The sequence below is a fragment of the Enterobacter sp. UPMP701 genome, from assembly GCF_053709515.1.
This window is the reverse complement of the sequence record NZ_JBSKJN010000003.1, coordinates 531,674-555,475: the sequence shown is the minus strand read 5'-3', so window position 1 is coordinate 555,475 and position 23,802 is coordinate 531,674. Positions and strand designations below refer to the sequence as shown.

25 protein-coding genes and 1 pseudogene are annotated in these 23,802 nt (G+C 54.1%); 12 read left to right on the top strand and 14 right to left on the bottom strand.

Annotation, left to right across the window (positions count from 1 at the left end; translation table 11 throughout):
• Positions 1–120 precede the first annotated feature (120 nt).
• Positions 121–465: a RidA family protein gene (locus ACWKXT_RS11475; protein WP_454527743.1), complete on the top strand. Its 345-nt coding sequence runs from the start codon at positions 121–123 to the stop codon at positions 463–465.
• Between the two features lie 5 nt (positions 466–470).
• Here the strand turns inward: ACWKXT_RS11475 and ACWKXT_RS11470 are convergent, their stop codons facing one another.
• Complete coding sequence (locus tag ACWKXT_RS11470; protein WP_003859925.1) at positions 471–653, bottom strand: YoaH family protein; 183 nt, start codon at positions 651–653, stop codon at positions 471–473.
• 61 nt (positions 654–714) lie between these two features.
• Between ACWKXT_RS11470 and pabB the strand changes: the two genes are divergently transcribed.
• From pabB to ACWKXT_RS11450, 4 genes are all read left to right on the top strand, one after another.
• A complete protein-coding gene (gene pabB / locus ACWKXT_RS11465) occupies positions 715–2,043 on the top strand; it encodes an aminodeoxychorismate synthase component 1 (protein WP_454532493.1) in 1,329 nt (442 codons plus the stop codon).
• 2 nt (positions 2,044–2,045) lie between these two features.
• Positions 2,046–2,624, top strand: a complete 579-nt coding sequence (locus ACWKXT_RS11460) for a CoA pyrophosphatase (RefSeq protein WP_454527744.1) — start codon at positions 2,046–2,048, stop codon at positions 2,622–2,624.
• 184 nt (positions 2,625–2,808) lie between these two features.
• Complete coding sequence (gene sdaA, locus ACWKXT_RS11455; RefSeq protein ID WP_196348130.1) at positions 2,809–4,173, top strand: L-serine ammonia-lyase; 1,365 nt, start codon at positions 2,809–2,811, stop codon at positions 4,171–4,173.
• A 130-nt stretch (positions 4,174–4,303) separates the two neighbouring features.
• Positions 4,304–5,902 carry an EAL domain-containing protein gene (locus ACWKXT_RS11450; RefSeq protein WP_454532480.1) on the top strand — a complete coding sequence of 533 codons (1,599 nt, stop codon included), beginning with the start codon at positions 4,304–4,306 and terminating at the stop codon, positions 5,900–5,902.
• A 6-nt stretch (positions 5,903–5,908) separates the two neighbouring features.
• Here ACWKXT_RS11450 and yoaE read toward each other — a convergent pair whose 3' ends face one another.
• Together yoaE and ACWKXT_RS11440 are read right to left on the bottom strand one after the other, a co-directional pair.
• Positions 5,909–7,468, bottom strand: a complete 1,560-nt coding sequence (gene yoaE, locus ACWKXT_RS11445; protein WP_454532479.1) for a CNNM family cation transport protein YoaE — start codon at positions 7,466–7,468, stop codon at positions 5,909–5,911.
• On the bottom strand, positions 7,456–7,614 hold the full coding sequence (locus ACWKXT_RS11440) for a protein YoaL (protein ID WP_454532478.1): 159 nt from the start codon (positions 7,612–7,614) through the stop codon (positions 7,456–7,458). Before ACWKXT_RS11440 ends, yoaE begins: the two co-directional genes overlap by 13 nt.
• A 315-nt stretch (positions 7,615–7,929) precedes the next feature.
• Between ACWKXT_RS11440 and manX the strand changes: the two genes are divergently transcribed.
• The 5 genes from manX (at position 7,930) to mntP (ending at position 12,084) form a co-directional block, all read left to right on the top strand.
• Positions 7,930–8,892 carry a PTS mannose transporter subunit IIAB gene (gene manX, locus ACWKXT_RS11435; protein WP_080329438.1) on the top strand — a complete coding sequence of 321 codons (963 nt, stop codon included), beginning with the start codon at positions 7,930–7,932 and terminating at the stop codon, positions 8,890–8,892.
• Between the two features lie 47 nt (positions 8,893–8,939).
• On the top strand, positions 8,940–9,740 hold the full coding sequence (gene manY / locus ACWKXT_RS11430; protein WP_003859914.1) for a PTS mannose transporter subunit IIC: 801 nt from the start codon (positions 8,940–8,942) through the stop codon (positions 9,738–9,740).
• A 12-nt stretch (positions 9,741–9,752) separates the two neighbouring features.
• Positions 9,753–10,604, top strand: a complete 852-nt coding sequence (locus ACWKXT_RS11425) for a PTS mannose transporter subunit IID (protein WP_006810994.1) — start codon at positions 9,753–9,755, stop codon at positions 10,602–10,604.
• Between the two features lie 55 nt (positions 10,605–10,659).
• Complete coding sequence (locus ACWKXT_RS11420; protein WP_454532477.1) at positions 10,660–11,118, top strand: DUF986 family protein; 459 nt, start codon at positions 10,660–10,662, stop codon at positions 11,116–11,118.
• A 399-nt stretch (positions 11,119–11,517) separates the two neighbouring features.
• Entirely contained in the window at positions 11,518–12,084 is a 567-nt protein-coding gene (gene mntP / locus ACWKXT_RS11415) for a manganese efflux pump MntP (RefSeq protein WP_454527748.1), read from the top strand.
• Here the strand turns inward: mntP and rlmA are convergent.
• From rlmA to mgrB, 6 genes and pseudogenes are all read right to left on the bottom strand, one after another.
• A complete protein-coding gene (gene rlmA, locus ACWKXT_RS11410; protein ID WP_454532476.1) occupies positions 12,081–12,896 on the bottom strand; it encodes a 23S rRNA (guanine(745)-N(1))-methyltransferase in 816 nt (271 codons plus the stop codon). The genes mntP and rlmA overlap by 4 nt on opposite strands.
• A 67-nt stretch (positions 12,897–12,963) precedes the next feature.
• Positions 12,964–14,664, bottom strand: a complete 1,701-nt coding sequence (gene ftsI, locus ACWKXT_RS11405) for a peptidoglycan glycosyltransferase FtsI (RefSeq protein WP_139784194.1) — start codon at positions 14,662–14,664, stop codon at positions 12,964–12,966.
• Between the two features lie 235 nt (positions 14,665–14,899).
• Positions 14,900–15,109 (bottom strand): transcription antiterminator/RNA stability regulator CspE, encoded by a 210-nt coding sequence (gene cspE / locus ACWKXT_RS11400; RefSeq protein WP_001062678.1) that lies wholly within the window; start codon positions 15,107–15,109, stop codon positions 14,900–14,902.
• A 13-nt stretch (positions 15,110–15,122) separates the two neighbouring features.
• Positions 15,123–15,267 (bottom strand): annotated as a pseudogene (locus ACWKXT_RS11395) (DUF2627 domain-containing protein).
• A 740-nt stretch (positions 15,268–16,007) separates the two neighbouring features.
• A complete protein-coding gene (locus ACWKXT_RS11390; RefSeq protein ID WP_454527750.1) occupies positions 16,008–16,298 on the bottom strand; it encodes a YebO family protein in 291 nt (96 codons plus the stop codon).
• A 74-nt stretch (positions 16,299–16,372) separates the two neighbouring features.
• Positions 16,373–16,516, bottom strand: coding sequence for a PhoP/PhoQ regulator MgrB (gene mgrB / locus ACWKXT_RS11385; protein ID WP_006175995.1), 144 nt, complete (start codon positions 16,514–16,516; stop codon positions 16,373–16,375).
• A 159-nt stretch (positions 16,517–16,675) separates the two neighbouring features.
• Between mgrB and ACWKXT_RS11380 the strand changes: the two genes are divergently transcribed.
• Positions 16,676–16,915: a YobH family protein gene (locus tag ACWKXT_RS11380; protein WP_454527915.1), complete on the top strand. Its 240-nt coding sequence runs from the start codon at positions 16,676–16,678 to the stop codon at positions 16,913–16,915.
• 65 nt (positions 16,916–16,980) lie between these two features.
• On the opposite strand, the gene kdgR is transcribed toward ACWKXT_RS11380, so the two are convergent.
• Positions 16,981–17,772, bottom strand: coding sequence for a DNA-binding transcriptional regulator KdgR (gene kdgR / locus ACWKXT_RS11375; protein ID WP_454527751.1), 792 nt, complete (start codon positions 17,770–17,772; stop codon positions 16,981–16,983).
• Between the two features lie 178 nt (positions 17,773–17,950).
• On the opposite strand from kdgR, the gene ACWKXT_RS11370 reads away from it, so the two are divergent.
• A complete protein-coding gene (locus ACWKXT_RS11370) occupies positions 17,951–19,324 on the top strand; it encodes an MFS transporter (protein ID WP_454532475.1) in 1,374 nt (457 codons plus the stop codon).
• A 50-nt stretch (positions 19,325–19,374) separates the two neighbouring features.
• Here the strand turns inward: ACWKXT_RS11370 and htpX are convergent, their stop codons facing one another.
• The 4 genes from htpX to ACWKXT_RS11350 all read right to left on the bottom strand — a co-directional run bounded on the left by htpX (position 19,375) and on the right by ACWKXT_RS11350 (position 23,798).
• The gene (htpX, locus tag ACWKXT_RS11365) at positions 19,375–20,256 is read right to left on the bottom strand and encodes a protease HtpX (RefSeq protein WP_014884290.1); all 882 of its coding nucleotides are present in this window, start codon (positions 20,254–20,256) and stop codon (positions 19,375–19,377) included.
• 193 nt (positions 20,257–20,449) lie between these two features.
• Positions 20,450–22,498: a carboxy terminal-processing peptidase gene (gene prc / locus ACWKXT_RS11360; protein WP_454527754.1), complete on the bottom strand. Its 2,049-nt coding sequence runs from the start codon at positions 22,496–22,498 to the stop codon at positions 20,450–20,452.
• Between the two features lie 19 nt (positions 22,499–22,517).
• Entirely contained in the window at positions 22,518–23,204 is a 687-nt protein-coding gene (proQ, locus tag ACWKXT_RS11355; protein ID WP_454527755.1) for an RNA chaperone ProQ, read from the bottom strand.
• 96 nt (positions 23,205–23,300) lie between these two features.
• Positions 23,301–23,798 (bottom strand): GAF domain-containing protein, encoded by a 498-nt coding sequence (locus tag ACWKXT_RS11350; RefSeq protein WP_008500476.1) that lies wholly within the window; start codon positions 23,796–23,798, stop codon positions 23,301–23,303.
• Between the last annotated feature and the right edge of the window lie 4 nt (positions 23,799–23,802).

Here is a 23,802-nt window from a genome sequence, read left to right as displayed (position 1 = left end):
TGTATTTTTGCACAGGGATTATGTCAGCCCATCCTCTCCTGTGCCACCCCAAATAGTGACGACGGCGGAACAATATGGCAGTCTTGCCGCCTGACGACGAAATATAACGAGGATACGTTTATGACAATTGTGCGCATTGATGCCGAAGCCCGCTGGTCTGATGTGGTGATCCATAACCAGACGCTGTACTACACCGGTGTACCGTCAAATCTGGATGCGGATGCGTTCGAACAGACGGCGAATACCCTGGCGCAAATTGATGACGTGCTGGAAAAACAGGGCAGCGATAAATCCCGCATCCTGGATGCGACCATTTTTCTGGCAAACAAAGATGATTTCGCGGCGATGAACAAAGCCTGGGATGCGTGGGTGGTGGCGGGTCACGCGCCTGTACGCTGCACCGTACAGGCCACGCTGATGAAACCGGAATATAAGGTCGAGATCAAGATTATCGCGGCAGTGTAAGCCCGTTACTCTTCATCTTCATCCTCAAAACGCGCCACGATCCGCTCGCCGGTATGGGTGGCGCGCAATTCCTCCGCCACCTGAGAAATCGCCTGTCCGCTGCTCATCCCCTGGGACATCAGCTCCTGGATACGTTCAACGGCTTTCTGCTGTTGGTCATGGCTGAGAGAAGGTAAACCTGCAAACATCGTCAACTCCTGCTAAATTATTCGCGCTAATTATTTCACGCTGCCCGGTAGTATGCCATACATGAACATGCGCTTCCCCACTGTTATTACCTTACCCTGGCGCGCTGACGCCGCTGAGTTCTGGTTTGCCCGCCTGAGCCATCTTCCCTTTGCGATGCTGCTGCATTCCGGCCATGCGGATCACCCCTACAGCCGCTTTGATATTCTGGTGGCCGATCCGGTTAAAACGCTGACAACCGATGACCTGGCGTTAACGGACGATCCGCTGATGCAACTGCAGCAGGAAATCAACGCGCTGAGCTTATCCGCAACCCCTAACCCGGACCTGCCTTTCCAGGGCGGCGCGCTGGGCCTGTTTGGCTACGATTTGGGTCGCCGGTTCGAGACGCTTCCTGAGCATGCGCAGGCAGATATTTCCCTGCCGGATATGGCGGTGGGTCTGTATGACTGGGCATTGATTGTGGACCACCAGAAAAAAACGGTCTCCCTGCTGAGCCATGATGACGTGCAGGCACGTCTGGCCTGGCTTGAGGCGCAACAGCCTGCCCCAACTGAGACGTTTACCCTCACCTCCGGCTGGCGCTCGAATATGCGTGCGATGGAATACGCCGAAAAATTCGCGCGCGTTCAGGCGTATCTGCAAAGCGGCGACTGCTATCAGGTTAACCTTGCCCAGCGTTTCCAGGCAGCTTATCAGGGGGACGAGTGGCAGGCGTTTACCCGCCTTAATGCCAGCAATAAGGCACCGTTCAGCGCATTCGTACGTCTGGACCACGGGGCTGTCCTCAGCCTGTCGCCGGAGCGTTTTATCCATCTGGCGGAAGGTACGATTCAGACCCGCCCGATTAAAGGCACGCTGCCGCGCCTTGCCGAGCCGGACGCCGATCGCCAGCAGGCGGAGAAACTCGCCGCCTCACCGAAAGATCGCGCCGAAAATCTGATGATCGTCGACCTGATGCGTAACGATATTGGCCGCGTCGCCGAACCCGGCAGCGTGCGCGTGCCGGAACTGTTCGTCGTCGAACCGTTCCCGGCAGTGCACCACCTTGTCAGCACCATCACCGCACGTTTGCCCGCCTCACGCACCGCCTGCGATCTGCTGCGCGCCGCGTTTCCGGGCGGCTCCATCACCGGCGCGCCAAAAATTCGCGCTATGGAAATCATCGACGAGCTGGAACCGCACCGCCGCAACGCCTGGTGCGGCAGCATCGGCTATATCAGCCTGTGCGGCACCATGGATACCAGCATCACCATTCGCACGCTGACGGCCTGCAATGGAAACCTGTACTGCTCCGCGGGCGGCGGCATTGTGGCGGACAGCCAGGTCGAGGCGGAATATCAGGAAACCTTTGATAAGGTGAACCGCATCCTGAAACAACTGGAGAACTAACGGTGGAGAAAGAGAACCTGACGCTGGATGATTTTCTGTCGCGCTTTCAGCTGCTACGGCCGCAGGTCAACCGCGCCACGCTGAATCAGCGTCAGGCGGCGGTGCTGATCCCGGTAGTGCGCCGGGATCAGCCGGGCCTGCTGCTTACTCAGCGCTCGCCGCATATGCGCAAACACGCCGGTCAGGTTGCCTTTCCCGGGGGCGCGGTGGACAGCACCGATGCGTCGCTGATTGCCGCCGCGCTGCGGGAAGCACAGGAAGAGGTGGCGATCCCGCCTGATGCGGTGGAAGTCATCGGCGTGCTGCCGCCCGTCGACAGCGTAACCGGTTTTCAGGTCACGCCCGTGGTCGGTATTATTCCGCCCGATCTTCAGTATCACGCCAGCGTCGATGAAGTCTCAGCGGTGTTTGAGATGCCGCTCGAAGAGGCGCTCCGGCTAAGCCGCTATCATCCGCTGGATATCCATCGCCGGGGGCACGATCATCGCGTCTGGCTCTCCTGGTATCAGCATTATTTTGTCTGGGGCATGACGGCGGGCATCATTCGTGAACTGGCGCTGCAAATCGGCCTGAAACCTTGACTATACTTTACATTCCGTCCTTTTTTGCAGGTTTGCGATCCGCGTCGCGCTATTAGCAAAACCCATCGTTAACCATTAGTTTAATTCATGTGAATAGTTAAGCCGAGGTCGGTGTTCCCTCTTACACTATGCGCAGTTATAACATCGTTACTGGAACCCCGGTAACCCTGTCAGGAGTGTGAAAGTGATTAGTATATTCGACATGTTCAAAGTGGGGATTGGTCCATCTTCTTCCCACACTGTAGGGCCGATGAAGGCCGGTAAACAGTTCGTCGATGATCTGGTCGAAAAAGGATTACTGGAAAGCGTTACCCGCATTGCCGTGGACGTCTACGGCTCGCTGTCATTAACGGGTAAAGGCCACCACACCGATATCGCCATTATTATGGGTCTGGCAGGCAACATGCCGGACACTGTGGATATTGATGCCATTCCGGCATTTATCCGCGACGTGGAAACGCGCGGACGCCTGCTGCTGGCTAACGGCCAGCAGGAAGTAGATTTCCCGCAGGATGACGGGATGCGTTTTCGCAGCGACAACCTGCCGCTGCATGAAAACGGCATGACCATTCACGCCTGGAGCGGTGAAAAAGAGATCTACAGCAAAACCTACTACTCCATCGGCGGTGGCTTCATCGTTGATGAAGAGCATTTTGGTAAAGAGAGCGCGGGCGACGTCAATGTGCCCTATCCGTTCAAATCGGCTACCGAGATGCTGGGCTACTGCAAAGAGACCGGTCTGTCGCTGTCCGGCATGGTGATGCAGAACGAACTGGCGCTGCACAGCAAGAAAGAGATCGAAGACTATTTTGCTAACGTGTGGCAAACCATGCGCGCCTGTATTGACCGCGGGATGAACACCGAAGGCGTTCTGCCTGGTCCGCTCCGCGTACCGCGTCGTGCCTCTGCCCTGCGCCGTATGCTGGTGACCACCGACAAGTTCTCCAACGACCCGATGAACGTGGTTGACTGGGTCAACATGTTTGCCCTCGCGGTTAACGAAGAGAACGCTGCGGGTGGTCGCGTTGTGACGGCACCAACTAACGGCGCCTGCGGCATCGTTCCGGCGGTGCTGGCCTACTACGATCACTTTATTGAGCCTGTGACGCCGGACATCTATATCCGTTATTTCCTCGCGGCAGGTGCCATCGGTGCGCTGTACAAGATGAACGCGTCCATCTCCGGTGCTGAAGTGGGCTGCCAGGGTGAAGTGGGCGTGGCCTGCTCCATGGCGGCGGCCGGCCTGGCGGAACTGCTGGGCGCAAGCCCTGAGCAGGTCTGCGTGGCGGCGGAAATCGGTATGGAGCATAACCTCGGTCTGACCTGTGACCCGGTTGCCGGTCAGGTTCAGGTGCCGTGCATTGAGCGTAACGCGATTGCCTCCGTCAAAGCGATCAACGCCTCGCGCATGGCGATGCGCCGTACCAGCGAACCTCGCGTGTCGCTGGATAAGGTTATCGAAACCATGTATGAGACCGGCAAAGACATGAACGCGAAGTACCGTGAAACCTCGCGCGGCGGTCTGGCCATTAAGGTGCAGTGCGACTAATACTCTCTTTCGCCCATCTGCAACGGATGGGCGAATTTCCCTCTTCTTTCTCGTCTCCTTCTGCTTTCCCCACTACACTTTCACTGTTGCGTCCGGCTTTTGGGGCTGGTGGCTTAGCAGGCGACCGTTCATGCAAACTGCACAAGCGATCATTAAAAAATATCGCCGAAAACGCGTTATCGTCTGCGTGACGGTTGCGCTCCTCACGCTCATCCTGACGTTAGGCGCTCGCTTTGTTTCGCAGCGCAATGTCAACCAGCAGCGGGTTCTCGACTTCACCAGCCATGCCGTTCGCTCTCTCGATAACCTGCTGCTCTCTTTAGAAAAAAACCGCAACGCGTTGCAGCAACTGGTTGGACAGCCCTGTTCTCAGGCGCATCTGACCCTGCGAAAGCAGGCCGCCGTTTTGCAGACGGTACGCTCTGTTGCCCTGGTTAAAGACGGTGTCCTGTATTGTTCCAGTATTTTTGGCAGCCGTAATGTTCGTGTTCATGATCTCCTTCAGGAATTACCCGCCAGCACGCCGAAGCTGATTTTATCGACCGATCGGTGGCTGGTGAAGGGGAGCCCAATTCTGGTCCAGTGGAACCCTGCCTCCCCGAGCGGTGCAGATGGCGTGATCGAGATCGTTAATATTGATTTGATTACCAGAATGATACTGGAGCCCGAGCGTCCGCTTATTCATGACGTGGCGCTGTCCGTGGGCGATCGCTTTCTGCGCTACGGTCAACGCGTCACCGACAGCCTGACTTTTGCTGAAGATGGCTCGCTCGTCCGGCAGTCATCAACCCGCCATCCCTTCTCCATCACGGTCAGCGGGCCAGGTCCCGGCGACGTCGCCTTAAAGAGTCTGCCGACGCAGCTGCCGCTGGGGCTGATGCTGAGCCTGCTGCTGGGCTATCTCGCCTGGCTGGCCACCGCGAACCGCATGAGCTTCACCTGGGAAATCGATATGGGCATTGCGGCACGGGAATTTGAGCTTTTCTGTCAGCCGCTGGTGAATGCCCGTACTCAGGCGTGCATCGGGGTCGAAATTCTGCTGCGCTGGAATAACCCGCGCCAGGGATGGATCTCTCCGGACGTGTTTATCCCTCTGGCCGAAGAACATAACCTGATTGTTCCCCTTACCCGGTATGTCATCTCCGAAACGGTACGCCAGATAGGCTATTTTCCCTCCAGCGCCGGTTTTCACATCGGCATTAATATCGCCGCCAGCCATTTCCGGCGCGCGGTCTTATTACAGGATCTCAACCGCTACTGGTTTAGCGCAAACCCGCGTCAGCAGCTGGTGATTGAATTAACGGAGCGGGACGCGCTGCTGGATGTGGACTATCGCATCGTGCGCGAACTGCATCGCAAAGGGGTGAAGCTCGCCATTGACGATTTTGGCACCGGGAACAGCTCGCTCTCCTGGCTTGAAAAGCTCCATCCGGACGTACTAAAAATCGATCGGTCATTTACCACCGCAATTGGCACCGACGCCGTGAACTCAACGGTGACGGATATCATTATAGCTTTGGGTCAGCGGCTGAATATCGAACTGGTGGCGGAAGGGGTCGAGACGGAGGAGCAGGCACGATATTTACGCCGTCACGGCGTGCCGGTTCTGCAGGGATTTTTCTATGCGCGACCGATGCCGCTGAGGGATTTTCCACAATGGCTGGCGGAGAGTACTCCCCCGCCAGCACGTCATAACGGGCACATCGTGCCCTTAATGCCGCTGCGTTAAGCAGACTTATTCATCTTCGTCGTGGACAGACTGTTCTTTAACAATGCGGACCAGATCAACGCGGTAATCGTTAGCTTCAACGATGGTGATGTGCAGCGGCGGGAGATCGATCACATCCCCCACGCGCGGGATCTGACCGTTAACGGCGATAACCAGACCCGCTACGGTCGCGATATCTTCTTCGTCGTTAATTACGTTTTCCAGTCCCAGCGTATGTGAGAGCGCGTGCAGGTCGGTCGCACCTTTAACCAGCCAGCCTTCGCCGTCGGCCACAATCTCAGGCGTTTCGTCCTCATCCGGGAATTCACCGGCAATCGCTTCCAGCACGTCCAGCGGCGTCACCAGCCCCTGTACCACCCCAAACTCGTTGGTAACGATAACAAAGCTCCCGCGCGCGCGGCGCAAGACGCCCAGCAGGTTGATCGGATCTAACGTTTCCGGCACCACAATCGCCGGTGACGTGGCGGCGATAGCCTCGACATTAACGCCCTCTTCCAGGGCCACCAGCATCTCTTTCGCCCGAACCACGCCGATGATCTCATCCAGTTCGCCACGGCATACCGGGAACAGACTGTGCGGTGAAGAAAGCAGCTGTTGACGAATTTCGTCAACGCTCAGATTCGCATCGACCCAGCTGATTTCCCCGCGCGGCGTCATGATCCCACGCAGCGAACGGGAGGCCAGGGAGAGCACACCGTTAATCATGTAGCGCTCTTCTTCCACAAACGCCCCTTCCGGGACCGGCACCGGGTTACGGTTTTCAGTATCTGACTGGACGTTCACCTGGCGGCGTCCACCCATCAGACGCAGAATGGCATCCGCCGTACGGGCGCGCAGCGGCAGATTTGACTGCTGCTTAATGAAGTTACGGCGCGCAATCTGGTTAAACAGCTCGATAACGATCGAGAAGCCAATCGCGGCGTACAGGTAACCTTTCGGAATATGGAAGCCGAAGCCTTCCGCCACCAGGCTCAGACCAATCATCAGCAGGAAGCTCAGACAGAGCACGACCACCGTCGGATGTTGGTTGACGAAGCGCGTCAGCGGTTTTGAGGCCAACAGCATCACCGCCATCGCAATGACGACAGCCGCCATCATCACCGGCAGGTGGTTCACCATACCGACCGCGGTAATCACCGCATCCAGCGAGAAGACGGCATCCAGCACCACAATTTGCAATACCACGACCCAGAAGCTGGCGTAGCCCTTACCGTGACCATCATCATGCTGCCGGTTCTCCAGCCGTTCATGCAGCTCTGTTGTCGCTTTGAACAGCAGGAATATTCCCCCGATCAGCATGATCAAATCACGGCCGGAGAAGGTGTAGTCCATGACGGAGAAGAGCGGTTTGGTCAGCGTGACCATCCATGAGATCACAGACAGCAAGCCCAGTCGCATGATCAACGCCAGCGACAGACCAATCAGACGCGCTTTATCACGCTGTTTTGGCGGCAGCTTATCGGCAAGGATGGCGATAAACACCAGGTTATCAATGCCGAGAACGATCTCCAATACCACCAGCGTGAGCAATCCCACCCAGATTGACGGGTCCATTAAGAATTCCATGACAAGCTCCTGCTAAAGGAATGACAAAACGGTGCCCCACTCAACGTGGGCAAATAAGAGGCATAAAGAGTCGATACGTGGCGTGGTTCGCCGGTGAAAAAGGCGCAGAATGGCCTGTTAGATGACTGACGTCGGTGACGGTCCATATAGTGGGCTGTAGCCCTATACTCCTGAACAAGTAAACGGAGGCTAAACATATCAGAGACAATAGCTTTTACGCAAAGATTTACGTTCTTTTGCAAAAACGCAATAAGACTAAATTTGTGTTGAGAATTTTCTCGATCGGGAAAGCTAAATTACGGATCTTCATCACATAAATTATTTTTTCACTGTCTAAAATAATTCGCGGAAGTCTTATTTTTTTGAACTCTAACCCTTATCTGAATCGATTCGGTTCGCCAATACGATTCTCAGTACGTCTGCCCGGCAGGCGTATTAATGATAATAAAAGGAGGTAGCAAGTGACCATTGCTATTGTCATAGGCACACATGGTTGGGCTGCTGAGCAGCTACTCAAAACGGCAGAGATGCTGTTGGGCGAGCAGGAAAACGTCGGCTGGATCGATTTCGTTCCCGGTGAAAACGCCGAAACGCTGATTGAGAAGTACAACGCTCAACTCGCGAAGCTGGATACCAGCAAAGGCGTGCTGTTTCTCGTTGATACATGGGGCGGCAGTCCGTTCAATGCTGCCAGCCGTATTGTCGTCGATAAAGAGCATTATGAAGTCGTCGCCGGGGTCAATATCCCTATGCTGGTGGAAACCTTTATGGCGCGCGACGATAACCCGAGCTTCGATGAGCTGGTAGCACTGGCTGTTGAAACCGGTCGCGAAGGTGTGAAAGCACTGAAAGCGCAGCCGGTTGAGAAGCCAGCGCCTGTTGCGGCAGCGCCAAAAGCGGCGGCACCGGCGAAACCAATGGGGCCGAACGATTACATGGTAATCGGCCTGGCGCGTATCGATGACCGTCTGATCCACGGACAGGTTGCGACGCGCTGGACCAAAGAGACCAACGTACAACGTATCATCGTGGTCAGTGACGAAGTGGCCGCCGACACTGTCCGTAAAACCCTTCTGACTCAGGTTGCACCGCCAGGCGTAACCGCGCACGTTGTGGATGTCGCCAAGATGATCCGCGTTTATAACAACCCGAAATATGCGGGTGAGCGCGTGATGCTCCTGTTTACTAACCCAACAGACGTCGAGCGTATTGTTGAAGGCGGCGTGAAAATCACCTCGGTTAACATCGGTGGGATGGCTTTCCGTCAGGGCAAAACGCAGGTCAACAACGCGATTTCAGTCGATGCGAAAGATATCGAAGCATTCAACAAGCTGAATGCCCGCGGTATTGAACTGGAAGCCCGTAAGGTTTCCACAGACCAGAAACTGAAAATGATGGATTTGATCGGTAAAGTTGGGAAATAAGCCCGCGCCAGTTTTTCACATAAAGCTTATGTCATAGGAGAAGTACAATGGAGATTACCACTCTTCAGATTGTGCTGGTGTTCATCGTCGCGTGTATTGCGGGTATGGAATCCGTACTTGATGAATTTCAGTTCCACCGCCCTCTGGTGGCCTGTACGTTGATTGGTGCCGTTCTGGGTGATATGAAAACCGGTATCATCATCGGGGGTACCCTTGAGATGATCGCCCTGGGCTGGATGAACATCGGTGCAGCCGTTGCGCCAGATGCCGCACTGGCCTCAATCATTTCGACCGTTCTGGTTATTGCCGGTCACCAGAGTATTGGCGCAGGTATCGCGCTGGCCATTCCACTGGCCGCAGCAGGCCAGGTGTTGACCATTATCGTGCGTACCATCACCGTGGCCTTCCAGCACGCGGCGGATAAGGCGGCCGAAAACGGCAACCTCACGGCGCTCTCCTGGATCCACGTGTCGTCCCTGTTCCTGCAGGCGATGCGTATCGCGATCCCGGCGGTAATCGTGGCGATTTCTGTCGGTACCAGCGAAGTTCAGGGCATGCTGAACGCGATCCCTGAGGTAGTCACCAGCGGTCTGAACATCGCGGGCGGTATGATCGTCGTCGTGGGTTACGCAATGGTCATCAACATGATGCGCGCGGGCTACCTGATGCCGTTCTTCTATCTCGGCTTCGTCACTGCAGCCTTCACCAACTTCAACCTGGTTGCTCTGGGCGTGATTGGTGCGGTAATGGCGATTCTTTATATCCAGCTCAGCCCGAAATACAACCGCGTTGCGGGTGCCCCAGCGCAGGCTGCTGGTAACAACGATCTCGATAACGAACTGGACTAACAGGTGAGCGAAATGGTTGATATGACAAAAACTACCACCGAGAAAAAACTCACTCCGGGTGATATTCGTGGCGTGTTCATCCGTTCTAACCTGTTTCAGGGTTCATGGAACTTCGAACGTATGCAGGCGCTGGGCTTCTGCTTCTCTATGGTGCCGGCGATAAAACGTCTGTATCCGGAGAACAATGAAGCACGCCGTCAGGCGATTAAGCGTCACCTGGAGTTCTTCAACACCCATCCTTACGTCGCGGCGCCGGTTCTGGGCGTCACGCTGGCGATGGAAGAGCAGCGTGCGAACGGTGCGGAGATTGACGATGGTGCTATCAACGGTATCAAAGTCGGTCTGATGGGTCCGCTGGCAGGCGTGGGCGACCCGATCTTCTGGGGTACGGTTCGTCCGGTCTTCGCGGCACTGGGCGCAGGTATTGCGATGAGCGGCAGCCTGCTCGGTCCCCTGCTGTTCTTCATCCTGTTCAACGCGGTGCGTCTGCTGACCCGTTACTACGGCGTAGCCTACGGCTACCGTAAAGGCGTGGATATCGTTAAGGATATGGGCGGCGGCTTCCTGCAGAAACTGACCGAGGGGGCGTCAATTCTCGGCCTGTTTGTAATGGGGGCACTGGTTAACAAGTGGACACACGTGAACATCCCGCTGGTGGTTTCAACCATCACCGGGCAGGATGGTCAGACGCGCGTCACCACCGTGCAGACGATTCTGGACCAGCTGATGCCGGGCCTGGTCCCGCTGCTGTTGACCTTCGCCTGTATGTGGCTGCTGCGTAAGAAAGTGAACCCGCTTTGGATCATCGTTGGCTTCTTCGTCATCGGTATCGCGGGCTACGCTGTCGGTCTGCTGGGCCTGTAAGACATTGCGTTATCGACCGGGGGCGTTGCTCCCGGTTTTTTTATCTGGAGGATGAATGACTGTTACGGACATCGTACTGGTGCTGTTTATTGTTGCCCTGCTGGCTTACGCTATCTATGACGAGTTCATTATGCCTCGCCGCCACGGCGAGACGCTGCTGACCCTCCCCCTCTTACGCCGTGGACGCATTGATGCGTTTATCTTCGCCGGTCTGGTGGTCATCCTGATTTACAATAACGTGACCAGCCACGGTGCAATATTAACCACATGGTTATTATGTGCGCTGGCATTAATGGCGATTTACCTGTTCTGGATCCGCTCGCCAAAACTCATTTTTAAAAAACATGGATTCTTCTTCGCCAATGTCTGGATAGAATATAACCGCATTAAAGAGATGAATTTATCCGAAGATGGCGTGTTAGTGATGCAATTAGAACAGCGCCGACTGCTCATTCGGGTCAAGAATATTGATGACCTCGAAAAAATCTACAATCTACTCCTTAAAACTCAATAAGTTATAATTATAGCAATGGCTATATATTGCGATATTTCATTGCACGCAATATAGCCCTTGCTATATCTCTCTTTCTTATCAACTTATATTAATTAACGTTATTTTCACGCATAAATCTAAATGAAAATCGTTATCAGGAAATCAGCTAAATTAAGCCTTTTTCGATGTTGTTTTATATTCTCAAAATATGTTAAGGTTGCGCCCGTCGTTGGGGAGTAGCCGATTTCCTGCACGCAGGAAATGTACGTGTCAACATACTCGTTGAAAAACGTGGCGCGTACGGATCGCTTTCAGCACATTTACTGTGCCAGAGGGATCAGGCGAGACCATAGATACATCAACTGCTGTTTACTGGGGGCAGTGATGTGTCATATGGATATCCCCGGTCTGGACGCTGTTATGAATATCTCCGCTACGATCCTTCTCGCTTTTGGCATGTCCATGGACGCTTTTGCGGCCTCCATTGGCAAAGGTGCCACGCTCCACAAACCTAAATTCTCAGAAGCAGTGCGCACCGGTCTGATCTTTGGTGCCATCGAAACGCTGACGCCGCTTATCGGCTGGGGCCTGGGCATGCTTGCCAGCCAGTTCGTACTCGAGTGGAATCACTGGATTGCGTTCGTCCTGCTGGTGTTTCTCGGTGGCCGAATGGTCATTGAAGGTTTTCGCGGTAACAGCGATGAAGATGAAGAGCCGCTGCATCGCCACGGTTTCTGGCTGCTGGTCACCACGGCCATTGCCACCAGTCTGGACGCGATGGCCGTCGGGGTAGGTCTGGCGTTTCTGCAGGTGAACATTATCGCCACCGCGCTGGCCATTGGCTGTGCAACGCTGATTATGTCTACGCTGGGAATGATGGTCGGGCGGTTTATCGGCCCGCTGTTGGGAAAACGCGCCGAGATCTTAGGCGGTATCGTGCTGATCGGCATCGGCGCCCAGATCCTCTGGGCACATTTCGCGCCTTAAGCGTCGCGCTGCCAGACGTGGATACTGAAATCGGTCTGGCAGCCAAACGTCTCCCGCCCCGCTAACGATTCCCATACTTCCGGCTTTGCTCGCCACGCGAACGGCGTCATCTGCAGCAGGGCTACGGCTTCTTCCCCGTTCAGATTCATTTCATACGCCACTGAATGCTCCTGCTTCAGAGTAAAGCCCGTCAGCTGTTCAGAGTGTGGGGCATGCAGACGCACCTCATCGTAAATGAGCCCTTTCAGCTCCATCAGGTGACGCGGGCCCGGCGTGACGGTTATCACCCAGCCTCCGGGCTTCACCACGCGTGCCAGCTCTTCTGCTTTACACGGCGCATAGATGCGGATAACGGCGTCCATGCTGGCATTCTCAAACGGCAGCCGGTGGCTGGAAGCCACGCAGAACGTCACGTCAGCGTAACGTTTGGCCGCCGCGCGAATCGCCACTTTTGACACGTCGAGGCCAAAAGTCCCGGCCCCCTTCTGGCGCATCACCTCCGCAAACCGCGCGGTGTAGTACCCTTCCCCACAGCCAATATCAAGCATTGCGGACGCCGGGTCAGATACCCTCTCATCAAGTATCTGCGCAACCGTCTCCCGCAGCGGCAGATAGTGCCCGGCATCAAGAAACGCACGACGCGCCTGCATCATCTCTGCGCTGTCGCCCGGATCGCGGGAGCGCTTGTGCTGCACCGGAAGAAGATTCACGTACCCTTCTTTCGCCATATCAAACTGATGTCCCTGTGGACAGGCATAACTTTTATCTGAGCGCGTCAGGGGCGCGTGGCAAAGGGGACAACTGAAGGACATGGCAACTCCGGGACATAAACCAAAGGGCGAAGTGTACCGCTATTCGCCCCGCTATAAAACGACTCGATCACCGCATGACGATAAGGTGGTCAGAACCGGCCGGCAGGCCATCGGGTTTAATATTCTCCAGGCGCAGCACGTTGCCCATGATTTCGCTGAAGACCGGCGCTGAAACAGCCCCACCATAGTAGGCCCCGTTTTGAGGATCGTTGATCACCACCACCAGCGCGAAACGCGGATCGCTGGCAGGTGCAACGCCCGCAGTGTAGGCGACGTATTTATCGACATATTTGCCGCTATCATCAATTTTCTTCGCCGTCCCGGTCTTCACCGCCACGCGATAGTCGCGCACGGCAGCCTTAACGCCGCCTCCACCGGGAAGCGCGACGCTCTCCATCATGTGCTCCACTTCATGCGCGATCTCCTCCGGCATAACGCGGTGCCCGATAACGGGCGGATCGATGCGGGTGATCGAGAGGGGACGCTCAAGCCCGAAGCCGCCAATCGTCGCGTAAACGTGGGCCAGCTGGAGCGGTGTGACCATCAGGCCGTAGCCAAAAGCAAAGGTTGCGCGGTCAAGCTGACTCCAGTATTTACGCTGTGGCAACAACCCTGCGCTCTCGCCCGTCAAGCCCAGCCCCGTATTTGTGCCAAACCCGAAGTTTCGATAGGTATCAATCAGATGCTGGACAGGCATCGCCAGCGAGAGCCGGGAGACACCGGTGTCGCTCGATTTTTGCAGGATCCCGGTCATGGTCAGTTCAGGGTAATAACCCACGTCGCGGATACGATGCCCGTCAAGGGTATACGGATGGGTATCAATCACGCTGTCCGGCTGTACCAGCCCCTGCTGCAGAGCCGTCATCAGCACCAACGGTTTGACGGTCGAACCGGGCTCGAACGTATCGCTGATCGCCCGGTTGCGGAAATCATTTATCGTCGCGCCTTCCCGGTTATTAGGATTGAAATCGGGGTAACTCGCCATGGCGAGAATTTCCCCGGTGGGGATATTAATGAGCACCGATGCCCCTGACTCGGCCTTGTTCCAGGCCACGGCATTATCGAGCGCGTCCTCGGTAATGGTTTGCAGACGCTCGTCAATACTCAACTGAATGTTATGCGCGGGCGTAGGCGCCACTTCAGTCAGGTTTTCAACCACGCGTCCGTAGCGATCCTCCCTGACCTGTCGGACACCCGCTTTGCCCGTCAGCTGAGTATTGAAGCTTTTCTCCACCCCTTCAATACCCTGCCCGTCAATATTGGTGAAGCCAATCAGGTTCGCCGCCACGTGGCCAGCCGGGTAAAAACGGCGGGATTCATCGCGCAGATTAATACCGGGTAAATTGAGCTTATCAATCCACTTTGCCTGCGCAGGATCGACCTGACGCGCCAGGTAGATGAAGCGGCCCTGGGGGTTAGCGTTAATCCGTGATGAAAGGGTGCTCAACGAGAGATGCAGCGCGCTCGCCAGCGCCTGCCAGCGTTCATCAAACCCAACACCTCCTTTTGCCAGCACCGTTTTTGGATCGGCCCATACGGCCCGGACGGGCACGCTGACCGCCAGCGGCCGGCCTTCACGATCCATAATCATCCCGCGTGGCGCATCAATCGCCAGCTGGCGGAGGGAGCGCATATCCTCCTGCTTCACCAGATTGTCGGGTTTGATGATTTGTAGCCAGGCAACACGACCCAGTAAAAAGGCCAGACTGCAGAAAATAGCGAAACAGAGCAGTGCAAAACGCGCCGGCGTGAAATTACCCGCGGTCATTATCAATTTCTTCTTCACCTGAACCCCAGGACAGTTAAACAACGCCCTGATTTAACGGGAAAAGATGCGCTGAGGGAGGCGAAACTGTGCTACTAACCTCGCAGCTTTGCAACAAGTTGCTAACAAGACCGGAGATAGTAATATTTAGAAAGATAGGGAATAAAAAAGCCCCGCATTGTGCGAGGCTTTATGTCTGAGTGTGAAGTGCTATGCGCTTCAGTCAGCAGCGGTTCGATCAGATAGCAGTTACGTTAACTGCAGCTGGGCCTTTCTGGCCGTCCTGAATTTCGAACTCAACGTTCTGGCCTTCAGCCAGAGTTTTGAAGCCGTTACCCTGGATTGCAGAGAAGTGTACGAACACGTCTTTGCTGCCATCAGCAGGAGTAATGAAACCAAAACCTTTAGACTCGTTGAACCACTTAACTTGACCTTTAATCTTTGCCATTTTGCAAAATTCCTTAGAGTGTTTTCTTAGCCCGCAGGCATTAACTGAGATAAAACTGAGACATTACTGCATGAGGCACTAATATAAGGTTCGGCAGAGAAGCGGTATTCAACGACAACGTGTTTACTCAGGACTTCTTTACTGAAAATGCCACACATAAACAGAACTGTACCTCGTTTGACCCAAAACGTGTTATCACACACTATGTTTAATATGGCAAGCCATTTTTAAACATGTCTCGATCCGCCGCACAAATTCGAACACTGTCTGTAAGGATTTGCACAATTATGCGCGCAGCATACAGACGGCTTTACTCCCTTACACAGACTCAACGCTGCTCGCGCAAGCGCTGTAATCTAAGACTTTTTTAACATAGCTCAATCATTACAATGCGTCCAGCAGGCGGGAAAAGAAATTTTCAGTATTGATTGAGTTAGAACAAATTGTGAAAACTTATGCTTAAATCATTGTAACGGAACTGTATTGTTTCAGAACGAATTCAGCGTTATTAGCATCGCCCGAATGTATTAAAATGCAGCGCTGAATAAACAGCGTTATGCACTAAAATAATGAAATTTTTATGACTCTGCATCAAAATAAGGCAAGCAAAACGTTTCGATAAAAATAAAACAAGCCCTTGCGCGTTTACATACAAAATATATGCAACAATTACTCGCTTCGTTTATACGGATAAATATTCGCCTGTTTTCAGTATACTGAAACTATTATTAACTGCTGCTACAGTATTCTGTGCGTCATGGTACATCTTATCCAGATGCGTTTGAGAAGGCGGCTGGGGGGCATCATCTGGAGATGACAAAAACCCTGGAGGTATGACGGAACAGGGAGAGGCGTGCCGGGAAAGATCACAACCACCTCCCCTCCAGTGACAATACGATTAGCGCTCAGCCACCAGGCGGATAAAATCGTCTTGATCGTTGTTATCCTCCGCGACAGCCTCTTTTGGCGCTTCTTTCTCTTCCGGCTCGTTCGCTTCGCACAGACGACGCAGCAGCGCATTCTGCCGCTTTTGCTGCTCAAGCAGCGCTTCCAGCAGTTCGATCTGCTCGTTCGTACGTGAACTGGCACGGTTTACGAAAAACCAAATGACCAGGCCCACCAGCAGAACAACCAAAGAGATCATCAGGGATGCCACATTTAGCAGACCTGAATTCAGTAACTCACCCATTTCACCACCTCAATAAAAACGTCTATTTTACCACTGGCGCGAAGGAAGGAAATCATCTGAAGAAAAAATGCGTGTTACCACGGAATAAACTTATTGATTGCGCAAACGCCGCTAAAAAACTGTACATCCTGATCGCACATCACGTTGATAGTCTGCGTCCATAACACCACACACGCTATCAGCACGATAATCAGAATCACCCAGCGTATTTTTTTCACTCCACACTCCGTCTACATACCCGATGCAATCAGATTATCACGGTTATCTTAAACAAGGACTAACTGTACCGCCATCGCGCCCTTTTCAGAATCCTGCACTTGTTTCATTACGTGAACCGTTTACGCTAGCGTTATGATAACAATGATAAAGAGGTCATGATGCGCGTAATTATTCGAACAATTATTGTACTGGCAATTCTCTGGATTGGGCTGCTGTTAACGGGCTACGGCGTGCTTGTGGGAAGCACTGAAAACGCCGCCGGGTTAGGCATTCAGTGTAAGTATTTAACCGCACAAGGCGTCAGCACGGCGCAGTATCTCCATTCGGATAGCGGGATCATAGGGTTGACCAACTGCCCGGTACTGCGTAAGACCTCCGTGGTGATTGATAATGGTTAATCTACAGGGATAACGTCGACAAAAAACGCCGCAACGAATGCGGCGTTTTTTTTATGCTTCCGGGATTAAAACGGATAGTCGTGATAACCCATCTGCTCAGAAATCTTACGCGCGGCAGTATGCAGGATAGCCACATATTCGTGCAGGCGCTCTTCCGAGAAACGCAGGGTTGGGAAAGAGATGCTCAAACCCGCGATCACCACGCCAAAGCGGTCAAACACCGGAACGCCGATGCAGCGCAGCCCTTCTTCCTGCTCTTCGTTATCTTCGCCGTACCCTTGTTCACGTACCTTGTCGAGCACCGTTAACAGCTCATTGGTGTCAGTAATAGTACGTTCCGTGCTGCGTTTATACTCCACGCCATCGAGGATCTGTTTCACCTCTTCACGATCGCGCCACGCCAGCAGAACCTTACCAATAGCCGTGCTGTAAAGCGGGTTGCGACGACCGATGCGCGAATACATGCGCAGGTTATACATGGAGTCAATTTTATGGATGTAAACAATGCTGTCCTCATCCAGTGCGCCCAGGTGGATGGTCTCTTTGGTCAGGCGGGAGATCTCACGCATCTGGATATCCGCGCTACGGATCAGGTCAACGTTTTGCAATGCCCTGGCACCCAGTTCGAACAGTTTTAGCGTCAGAGAATATTTTTCAGATTCGCCTTCCTGCGCAACATAGCCCAGCGACTTCATGGTTTGCAAAAAGCGATAAACGGTGCTTTTCGACATCATCACGCGCTGCGACAACTCTGTGATACCAATTTCACGCTCTTCTCCGAGCGCCTGTAATATGCCAAACACCTTCAGCACGGAAGAAACAGAATCTGGCTGTTTATCCAAATCCGCAATTGCCATTTACCACCTCATAGAGAGTGTTTTATAAAAATCAGAACCGGTTTTTATTATAAATTCCCGTCATGTTACCTGCAATCAATCCGCGTTTACTTCGTTACAAATCTGCGACATAAAACGGCGTTAACGGTGCTAAAATAGTTACCCTGAGAATAATTTCACTTCGAGCTATTTATCCCCGATGGAAAAAAACCTTTCCGATGGCCTGCCTTTACCCCAGCGGTATGGCGCAATTGCCACAATTATTATTGGTATCTCCATGGCCGTCCTTGATGGCGCCATTGCAAACGTTGCCCTTCCCACCATCGCCAGCGACCTGCATGCTTCACCCGCCAGCTCGATATGGATTGTTAACGCCTATCAGATTGCGATTGTGGTTTCCCTGCTCTCCTTCTCTTTCCTGGGCGATATGTTTGGCTACCGTCGGGTCTATCAGTGCGGTCTGGTCGTGTTTACCCTTACATCTCTGCTGTGCGCCCTTTCGGACTCTTTGCATACGCTGACGCTGGCGCGCATCGCGCAAGGTTTTGGCGGCGCGGCGCTTATGAGCGTCAACACGGCGTTAATCCGCTTAATCTACCCGCACCGCCATCTGGGGCGCGGCATGGGGATAAACTCGTTTATTGTCGCCGTCTCTTCGGCCGCCGGGCCAACGATTGCGGCGGCCATACTTTCTGTCGCCTCGTGGCAGTGGCTGTTCGCCATAAACGTGCCGCTGGGTATCGTGGCCATCTTCTTTGCCCTGCGGTTTCTCCCCGCTAACGGACCGAAAAGCACGATGCCGCGTTTTGACGTGGCAAGCGCAGTGATGAATGCGCTCACCTTTGGCCTGCTGATTACCGCCCTCAGCGGTTTTGCGCAGGGCCAATCCCTGATGCTTACCGCCGTGGAGCTTGTCGCCCTGCTGGTGATCGGCTTCTTCTTTGTTCGCCGCCAGCTTGCCCTGCCGGTGCCCTTACTGCCGGTCGATCTGCTGCGGATTCCCCTCTTTTCGCTCTCCATCTGCACGTCTGTCTGCTCATTCTGCGCCCAGATGCTGGCCCTGGTTTCTCTGCCCTTCTTCCTGCAAAGCGTGATAGGACGTTCCGAAGTGGAGACAGGGCTGCTGTTAACCCCTTGGCCGCTGGCGACGATGGTGATGGCTCCGCTGGCAGGTTATTTGATTGAACGCGTTCATGCCGGTTTGTTGGGCGCGGTGGGGCTGGCGGTGATGGCAACAGGCCTTTTCGCGCTGGCTCTGCTTCCGTCTTCACCAACCGATCTGGACATCATCTGGCGCATGATCCTGTGCGGAGCCGGGTTTGGTCTGTTTCAGTCGCCCAACAACCACACTATTATTACCTCTGCACCACATAACCGCAGTGGCGGGGCCAGCGGCATGCTGGGGACCGCGCGTCTGCTGGGCCAAAGCACCGGTGCGGCGCTGGTTGCCCTGATGTTTAACCTTGCCGGGCAAAACGGTAACCATGTTGCGCTTCTCACCGCAGGTGCGCTTGCCACCCTTGCAGCCGTGGTCAGCGGGCTGCGCGTGACCCAACCCGGCATTCAGGCATAAAAAAAGCCGGGCGGAGTCTTCTCCTGCCCGGCTTATTTCTGCGCTTCGCGTTACTTCAGGTATTCCCCGCTGCGCAGCGCTTCAATACGCTTATCCAGCGGCGGGTGTGACATAAAGAGCTCGCTCAGCGACTTTGATTTGCCGTTGATGCAGAAGGCCATCATGCTGTTCGCTTCCTGCGGCTCGTAGCTGGTTTTCAGACGCTGCAGGGCAGCAATCATCTTCTCACGGCCCACCAGTTTCGCTGAACCGGCATCCGCGTGGAATTCGCGGTGACGGGAGAACCACATAGTGATGATGCTTGCCAGAATACCGAATACCAGTTCCAGCACCATCGATACAGCGAAGTAGATCAGCGGGTTACCGTTGCTCTCTTCACCTTCGTCACGGTTACCGCCCATAAAGCCTGCCGCAATCTGCGCCAGAATACGGGAGATAAAGATAACGAAGGTGTTCACTACGCCCTGAATCAGGGTCATGGTCACCATGTCACCGTTGGCGATATGGCTAATTTCGTGCGCGATGACCGCTTCGGCTTCGTCACGGCTCATGTTCTGTAACAACCCGGTGCTGACGGCAACCAGTGACGCATCGCGACGGGCACCCGTAGCAAATGCGTTAATATCCGGGGCATGGTAAATGGCAACCTGCGGCATGGCGATCCCGGCCTGACGGGATTGCTGAGCCACCGTATTCATCAGCCACTGTTCCATATCGTTACGTGGCTGTTCGATCACTTCACCACCGACTGATTTCAGGGCCATCCACTTTGACATCAGCAGGGAAATGAATGAGCCACCAAAACCAAACAGCAGCGCCATAATCAACAGACCCTGAACGCTGCTCGACTGAATTCCCGTCAGGCTTAGCACCAGCCCGAAAACCACCATTACCGCCAGGTTGGTGAGCAGGAAGAGCGCGATTCGCATCATAATTTTCTTTTAACCTCAGTTTAACAAAACGCACTATGCGATTACCCACATCGTATGGGTATTGCGGCTATTTTCAAGCATCCGGTAGCCGTAAGTCACCAGAAAGACACAACTTTACACAATTGGAAATCAGCCTGACGGAAGGATGAAGAACAAAAAGAAACAGGCACAATTTCTTGTGCCTGTTGGGAGATTATTTTGCCGGAGCGGGCTGTACGGCAGGCTTGTCTTTTTCCAGATTCGCCAGGTCGAGCGCGATATGAACCGTCTCGTCCAGGTACGGATCCGGCTCCTGGTAATCTTTTGGCAGATCGTCCAGTTTCTTGAGCAGAGGCTTACCTTCACGCTTGAAGCGATCGTTGATACGCGCCAGACGCGTTGCATCATCTTCGTTGTTCTCTTTTTCACGCTGAGCGTAATTAAGAGAAACGATATTCCGCTTATCTTTCAGGGCATTGAAACGAGCAATATCCTTCATGATGTACTGGAATTCCGGATCTTTCGCGATGCGGTCATTATGCGCTTTCAGCAGTTCAGGGCCAAATTGCGTCATATCACCCGCTTTCACGTAGGTCGCGGCATTGATGCTGTCCCACGGCAATGCGTTATCTTCAAACTTCTCGCCGGTTTCGGTCTCTTCCGTGCCTGTCGGCATCATGATATCCGGCGTTACGCCCTTACGCTGCGTACTGCCGCCGTTAACACGGTAGAACTTCTGAATGGTGTACTGAACGGAGCCCAGCGCAGGCCATTCCGGACGCAGCATCTGATCGTAAATACGGTTCAGCGAGCGATACTGCTGAACGGTACCTTTACCGAAGGTGGGTTCCCCCACGATCAGCGCACGGCCGTAGTCCTGCATTGCAGCGGCAAAGATTTCAGATGCGGATGCACTGAAGCGGTCGACCAGAACCACCAGCGGACCTTTGTAATAGACCACACCGTCGTTGTCAGCATCTTCACGAACTTTACCGTTGTTATCACGAACCTGAACCACCGGACCAGACGGGATAAACAGGCCAGAGAGCGACACTGCTTCCGTCAGCGCACCGCCGCCGTTAGTACGCAGGTCGATGATGACGCTGCTCACGTTCTGCTTCTCAAGTTTCTGCAGCTGAACTTTCACATCGTCAGTCAGGCCCACGTAGAAGCCAGGGATATCCAGAACCCCCACCTTCTCTTTACCCACGGTTTTCACCGACATTTTCACCGCGCGGTCTTCCAGACGGATACGCTCACGGGTCAGGGTAACGATACGGGTTTTGGTGCCTTTACCGGCAGGCAGAATTTCGAGACGAACTTTGCTGCCTTTTGGCCCTTTGATCAGCGCAACCACATCGTCCAGACGCCAGCCAATGACATCCACCATGTTCTGGCCGGTTTGTCCTACCCCCACAATGCGGTCGCCTACGCTAATCGCTTTGCTTTTGGATGCCGGGCCGCCCGCGACCATGGAGTTAATCACCGTGTAATCGTCGTCCATCTGCAGCACCGCGCCGATACCTTCCAGGGACAGGCTCATTTCGGTATTGAACTGTTCGGTGTTGCGAGGAGAGAGGTAGTTAGTGTGCGGATCGATTTCGTGCGCAAAGGCAGTCATCGCCAGCGAGAAGACATCTTCACTGTTGGTCTGCGCCAGACGACGAATGGCAAATTTATAGCGACGCGTCAGCGTGTCGCGGATCTCTTTTTCATCTTTGCCGGTCAGCTTGAGGCTAAGCTCGTCGTATTTAACCTTTCCGTCCCACAGCGTGTTCAGCTCGGCTTCATCTTTCGGCCAGGGCGCTTTGCTGCGATCGAGGTTAAAGGTATCGTTGCCGGTGAAGTCCATCGGACGTTCCAGCACTTTCAGCGCGTACTGATAGCGTTCAAAGCGACGTTTTTGCGACAGGTTATAAAGATCGTAGAACAGATCCAGCTTGCCTGACCGCAGCTCATCACCCACCTCGGATTTGCGCTTAGCGAACTGCTCGACATCGCTGGCGAGCAAAACGTTATGGCTGTAATCCAGCAAGTTCAGATAGCGGTCAAAGATTTTGGCCGAAAAGGCCTGATCGAGATCGAACTGACGATAGTGCGAGCGGGTAAAACGTGAGGTCACGCGCTCGCTCACCGTCGCGTGCTGCGTCTCTTCCTTGAGTACCGGAATTTGATCAACACGCGTGATATCGTCCACTGCGAAAGCGTGACCTGTTATGGCAAACAGACCCGCCAGCGCGGTGAGCTTAAAAAAAGTGTTCATGCCAGGCTTGGCCTCCGTTTCAGAACAACAAGTGTTCTGCGCGTACAATCATTGACATACCAGAAGTCAGCTGTACACGAACGCCATCTTTGGTGATTTCCAGTACCGTGGCGTCCATAGCATTATTACCCGCTTTTACCTTCAGCGCCTGACCCACGCTCAGGGCGTTGATGTCAGAAACCGGAGTATGACGCGGCTCTTCACGAGGCGCGCGCGGGGCTTTAGCTGCTGGTTTGTCTGCACGCGGTTTGCGATCGTTGTTGTCGTGACGACGCGGCGCAGGACGTGGTTTACGTTCGCGACGCGGCGCTTCTTCCTGGCCGTTTGCCGCGGCGGCTTCGCGTTTTTTCGCCTGCTGTTCGGCACGTTGTGCCTGAACGCGTGCTTTGGCTTCTTCCAGCTGCTTGCGCGCGTGCTCAACGTGCTGCTCGTCCAGCTCACCGCAAGGGTTGCCGTCGAGATCTACGCGGGTCGCGCCCGGTTTGATACCGTACAGGTAACGCCAGCTCGAAGTATAAAGACGTAAGGCGGAACGCAGCTGAGTTTTGCTGAGGTTCATTTCCCCTTCAACACGCGCCACCAGATCCTGAAAAATACCGACTTTCAGGGGACGAGCTTCACCTTCCGCACTGAAGCAATGCGGGAAACGCTCGGCCAGAAATGCGATAACTTCTTTACTGCTATTCAACTTAGGTTGATTTTCCATGAAATTTCCTGATTACAACGGACGTTGCCAACAAGCGCAGGCATGAACAGGCGTCATTATAATGACGCTATCAGTAAATGCTACGTTATCCGTTGATTATCCTGCGACGCTCGCAAAGAATTTTTGATAATCGGTTGCTGCGAGGACGTTTTCAAGGTTTGCCACCAGCTCGCGCAGCCCCTGTTCGTCCTCGGTTGTAAAGCGGCTGAAGACTGTACTGTCGATATCCAGAACGCCAATAATCTGATTTTTTACCACCAGCGGCAGTACGATTTCAGAATTGCTGGCGGCATCACAGGCGATATGCCCGTCAAATGCATGCACATCTTCCACGCGCTGAACCTGATTCTCCGCCACCGCAGTACCGCACACGCCGCGCCCTACCGGAATACGCACGCAGGCCAGTTTGCCCTGAAAAGGCCCCAGCACCAGCGTTTCACCTTCCAGGAGGTAGAAGCCAGCCCAGTTCACATCAGAGAGACGTTCAAACAGCAATGCGCTAGTATTTGCCAGAGTGGCTAAGAAGCTGGTTTCACCCGCCATCAATGCCTTAAAATCGCGGTTCAGGTCCGCGTAGAATTCTGTTTTGTTCATTATT

What these genes read in the sequence shown, in the direction of transcription:
- ACWKXT_RS11470 (WP_003859925.1), bottom strand. Translation starts at nt 653, where the DNA reads ATGTTTGCAGGTTTACCTTCTCTCAGCCATGACCAACAGCAGAAAGCC.
- manY (WP_003859914.1), top strand. Translation starts at nt 8,940, where the DNA reads ATGGAGATTACCACTCTTCAGATTGTGCTGGTGTTCATCGTCGCGTGT.
- ftsI (WP_139784194.1), bottom strand. Translation starts at nt 14,664, where the DNA reads ATGACCGCGGGTAATTTCACGCCGGCGCGTTTTGCACTGCTCTGTTTC.
- ACWKXT_RS11390 (WP_454527750.1), bottom strand. Translation starts at nt 16,298, where the DNA reads ATGGGTGAGTTACTGAATTCAGGTCTGCTAAATGTGGCATCCCTGATG.
- htpX (WP_014884290.1), bottom strand. Translation starts at nt 20,256, where the DNA reads ATGATGCGAATCGCGCTCTTCCTGCTCACCAACCTGGCGGTAATGGTG.
- ACWKXT_RS11450 (WP_454532480.1), top strand. Translation starts at nt 4,304, where the DNA reads ATGCAAACTGCACAAGCGATCATTAAAAAATATCGCCGAAAACGCGTT.
- proQ (WP_454527755.1), bottom strand. Translation starts at nt 23,204, where the DNA reads ATGGAAAATCAACCTAAGTTGAATAGCAGTAAAGAAGTTATCGCATTT.
- prc (WP_454527754.1), bottom strand. Translation starts at nt 22,498, where the DNA reads ATGAACACTTTTTTTAAGCTCACCGCGCTGGCGGGTCTGTTTGCCATA.
- ACWKXT_RS11475 (WP_454527743.1), top strand. Translation starts at nt 121, where the DNA reads ATGACAATTGTGCGCATTGATGCCGAAGCCCGCTGGTCTGATGTGGTG.
- ACWKXT_RS11380 (WP_454527915.1), top strand. Translation starts at nt 16,676, where the DNA reads ATGCGCGTAATTATTCGAACAATTATTGTACTGGCAATTCTCTGGATT.
- ACWKXT_RS11440 (WP_454532478.1), bottom strand. Translation starts at nt 7,614, where the DNA reads ATGGACCGTCACCGACGTCAGTCATCTAACAGGCCATTCTGCGCCTTT.
- yoaE (WP_454532479.1), bottom strand. Translation starts at nt 7,468, where the DNA reads ATGGAATTCTTAATGGACCCGTCAATCTGGGTGGGATTGCTCACGCTG.
- pabB (WP_454532493.1), top strand. Translation starts at nt 715, where the DNA reads ATGAACATGCGCTTCCCCACTGTTATTACCTTACCCTGGCGCGCTGAC.
- ACWKXT_RS11420 (WP_454532477.1), top strand. Translation starts at nt 10,660, where the DNA reads ATGACTGTTACGGACATCGTACTGGTGCTGTTTATTGTTGCCCTGCTG.
- ACWKXT_RS11370 (WP_454532475.1), top strand. Translation starts at nt 17,951, where the DNA reads ATGGAAAAAAACCTTTCCGATGGCCTGCCTTTACCCCAGCGGTATGGC.
- mntP (WP_454527748.1), top strand. Translation starts at nt 11,518, where the DNA reads ATGAATATCTCCGCTACGATCCTTCTCGCTTTTGGCATGTCCATGGAC.
- kdgR (WP_454527751.1), bottom strand. Translation starts at nt 17,772, where the DNA reads ATGGCAATTGCGGATTTGGATAAACAGCCAGATTCTGTTTCTTCCGTG.
- ACWKXT_RS11350 (WP_008500476.1), bottom strand. Translation starts at nt 23,798, where the DNA reads ATGAACAAAACAGAATTCTACGCGGACCTGAACCGCGATTTTAAGGCA.
- rlmA (WP_454532476.1), bottom strand. Translation starts at nt 12,896, where the DNA reads ATGTCCTTCAGTTGTCCCCTTTGCCACGCGCCCCTGACGCGCTCAGAT.
- ACWKXT_RS11425 (WP_006810994.1), top strand. Translation starts at nt 9,753, where the DNA reads ATGGTTGATATGACAAAAACTACCACCGAGAAAAAACTCACTCCGGGT.
- cspE (WP_001062678.1), bottom strand. Translation starts at nt 15,109, where the DNA reads ATGGCAAAGATTAAAGGTCAAGTTAAGTGGTTCAACGAGTCTAAAGGT.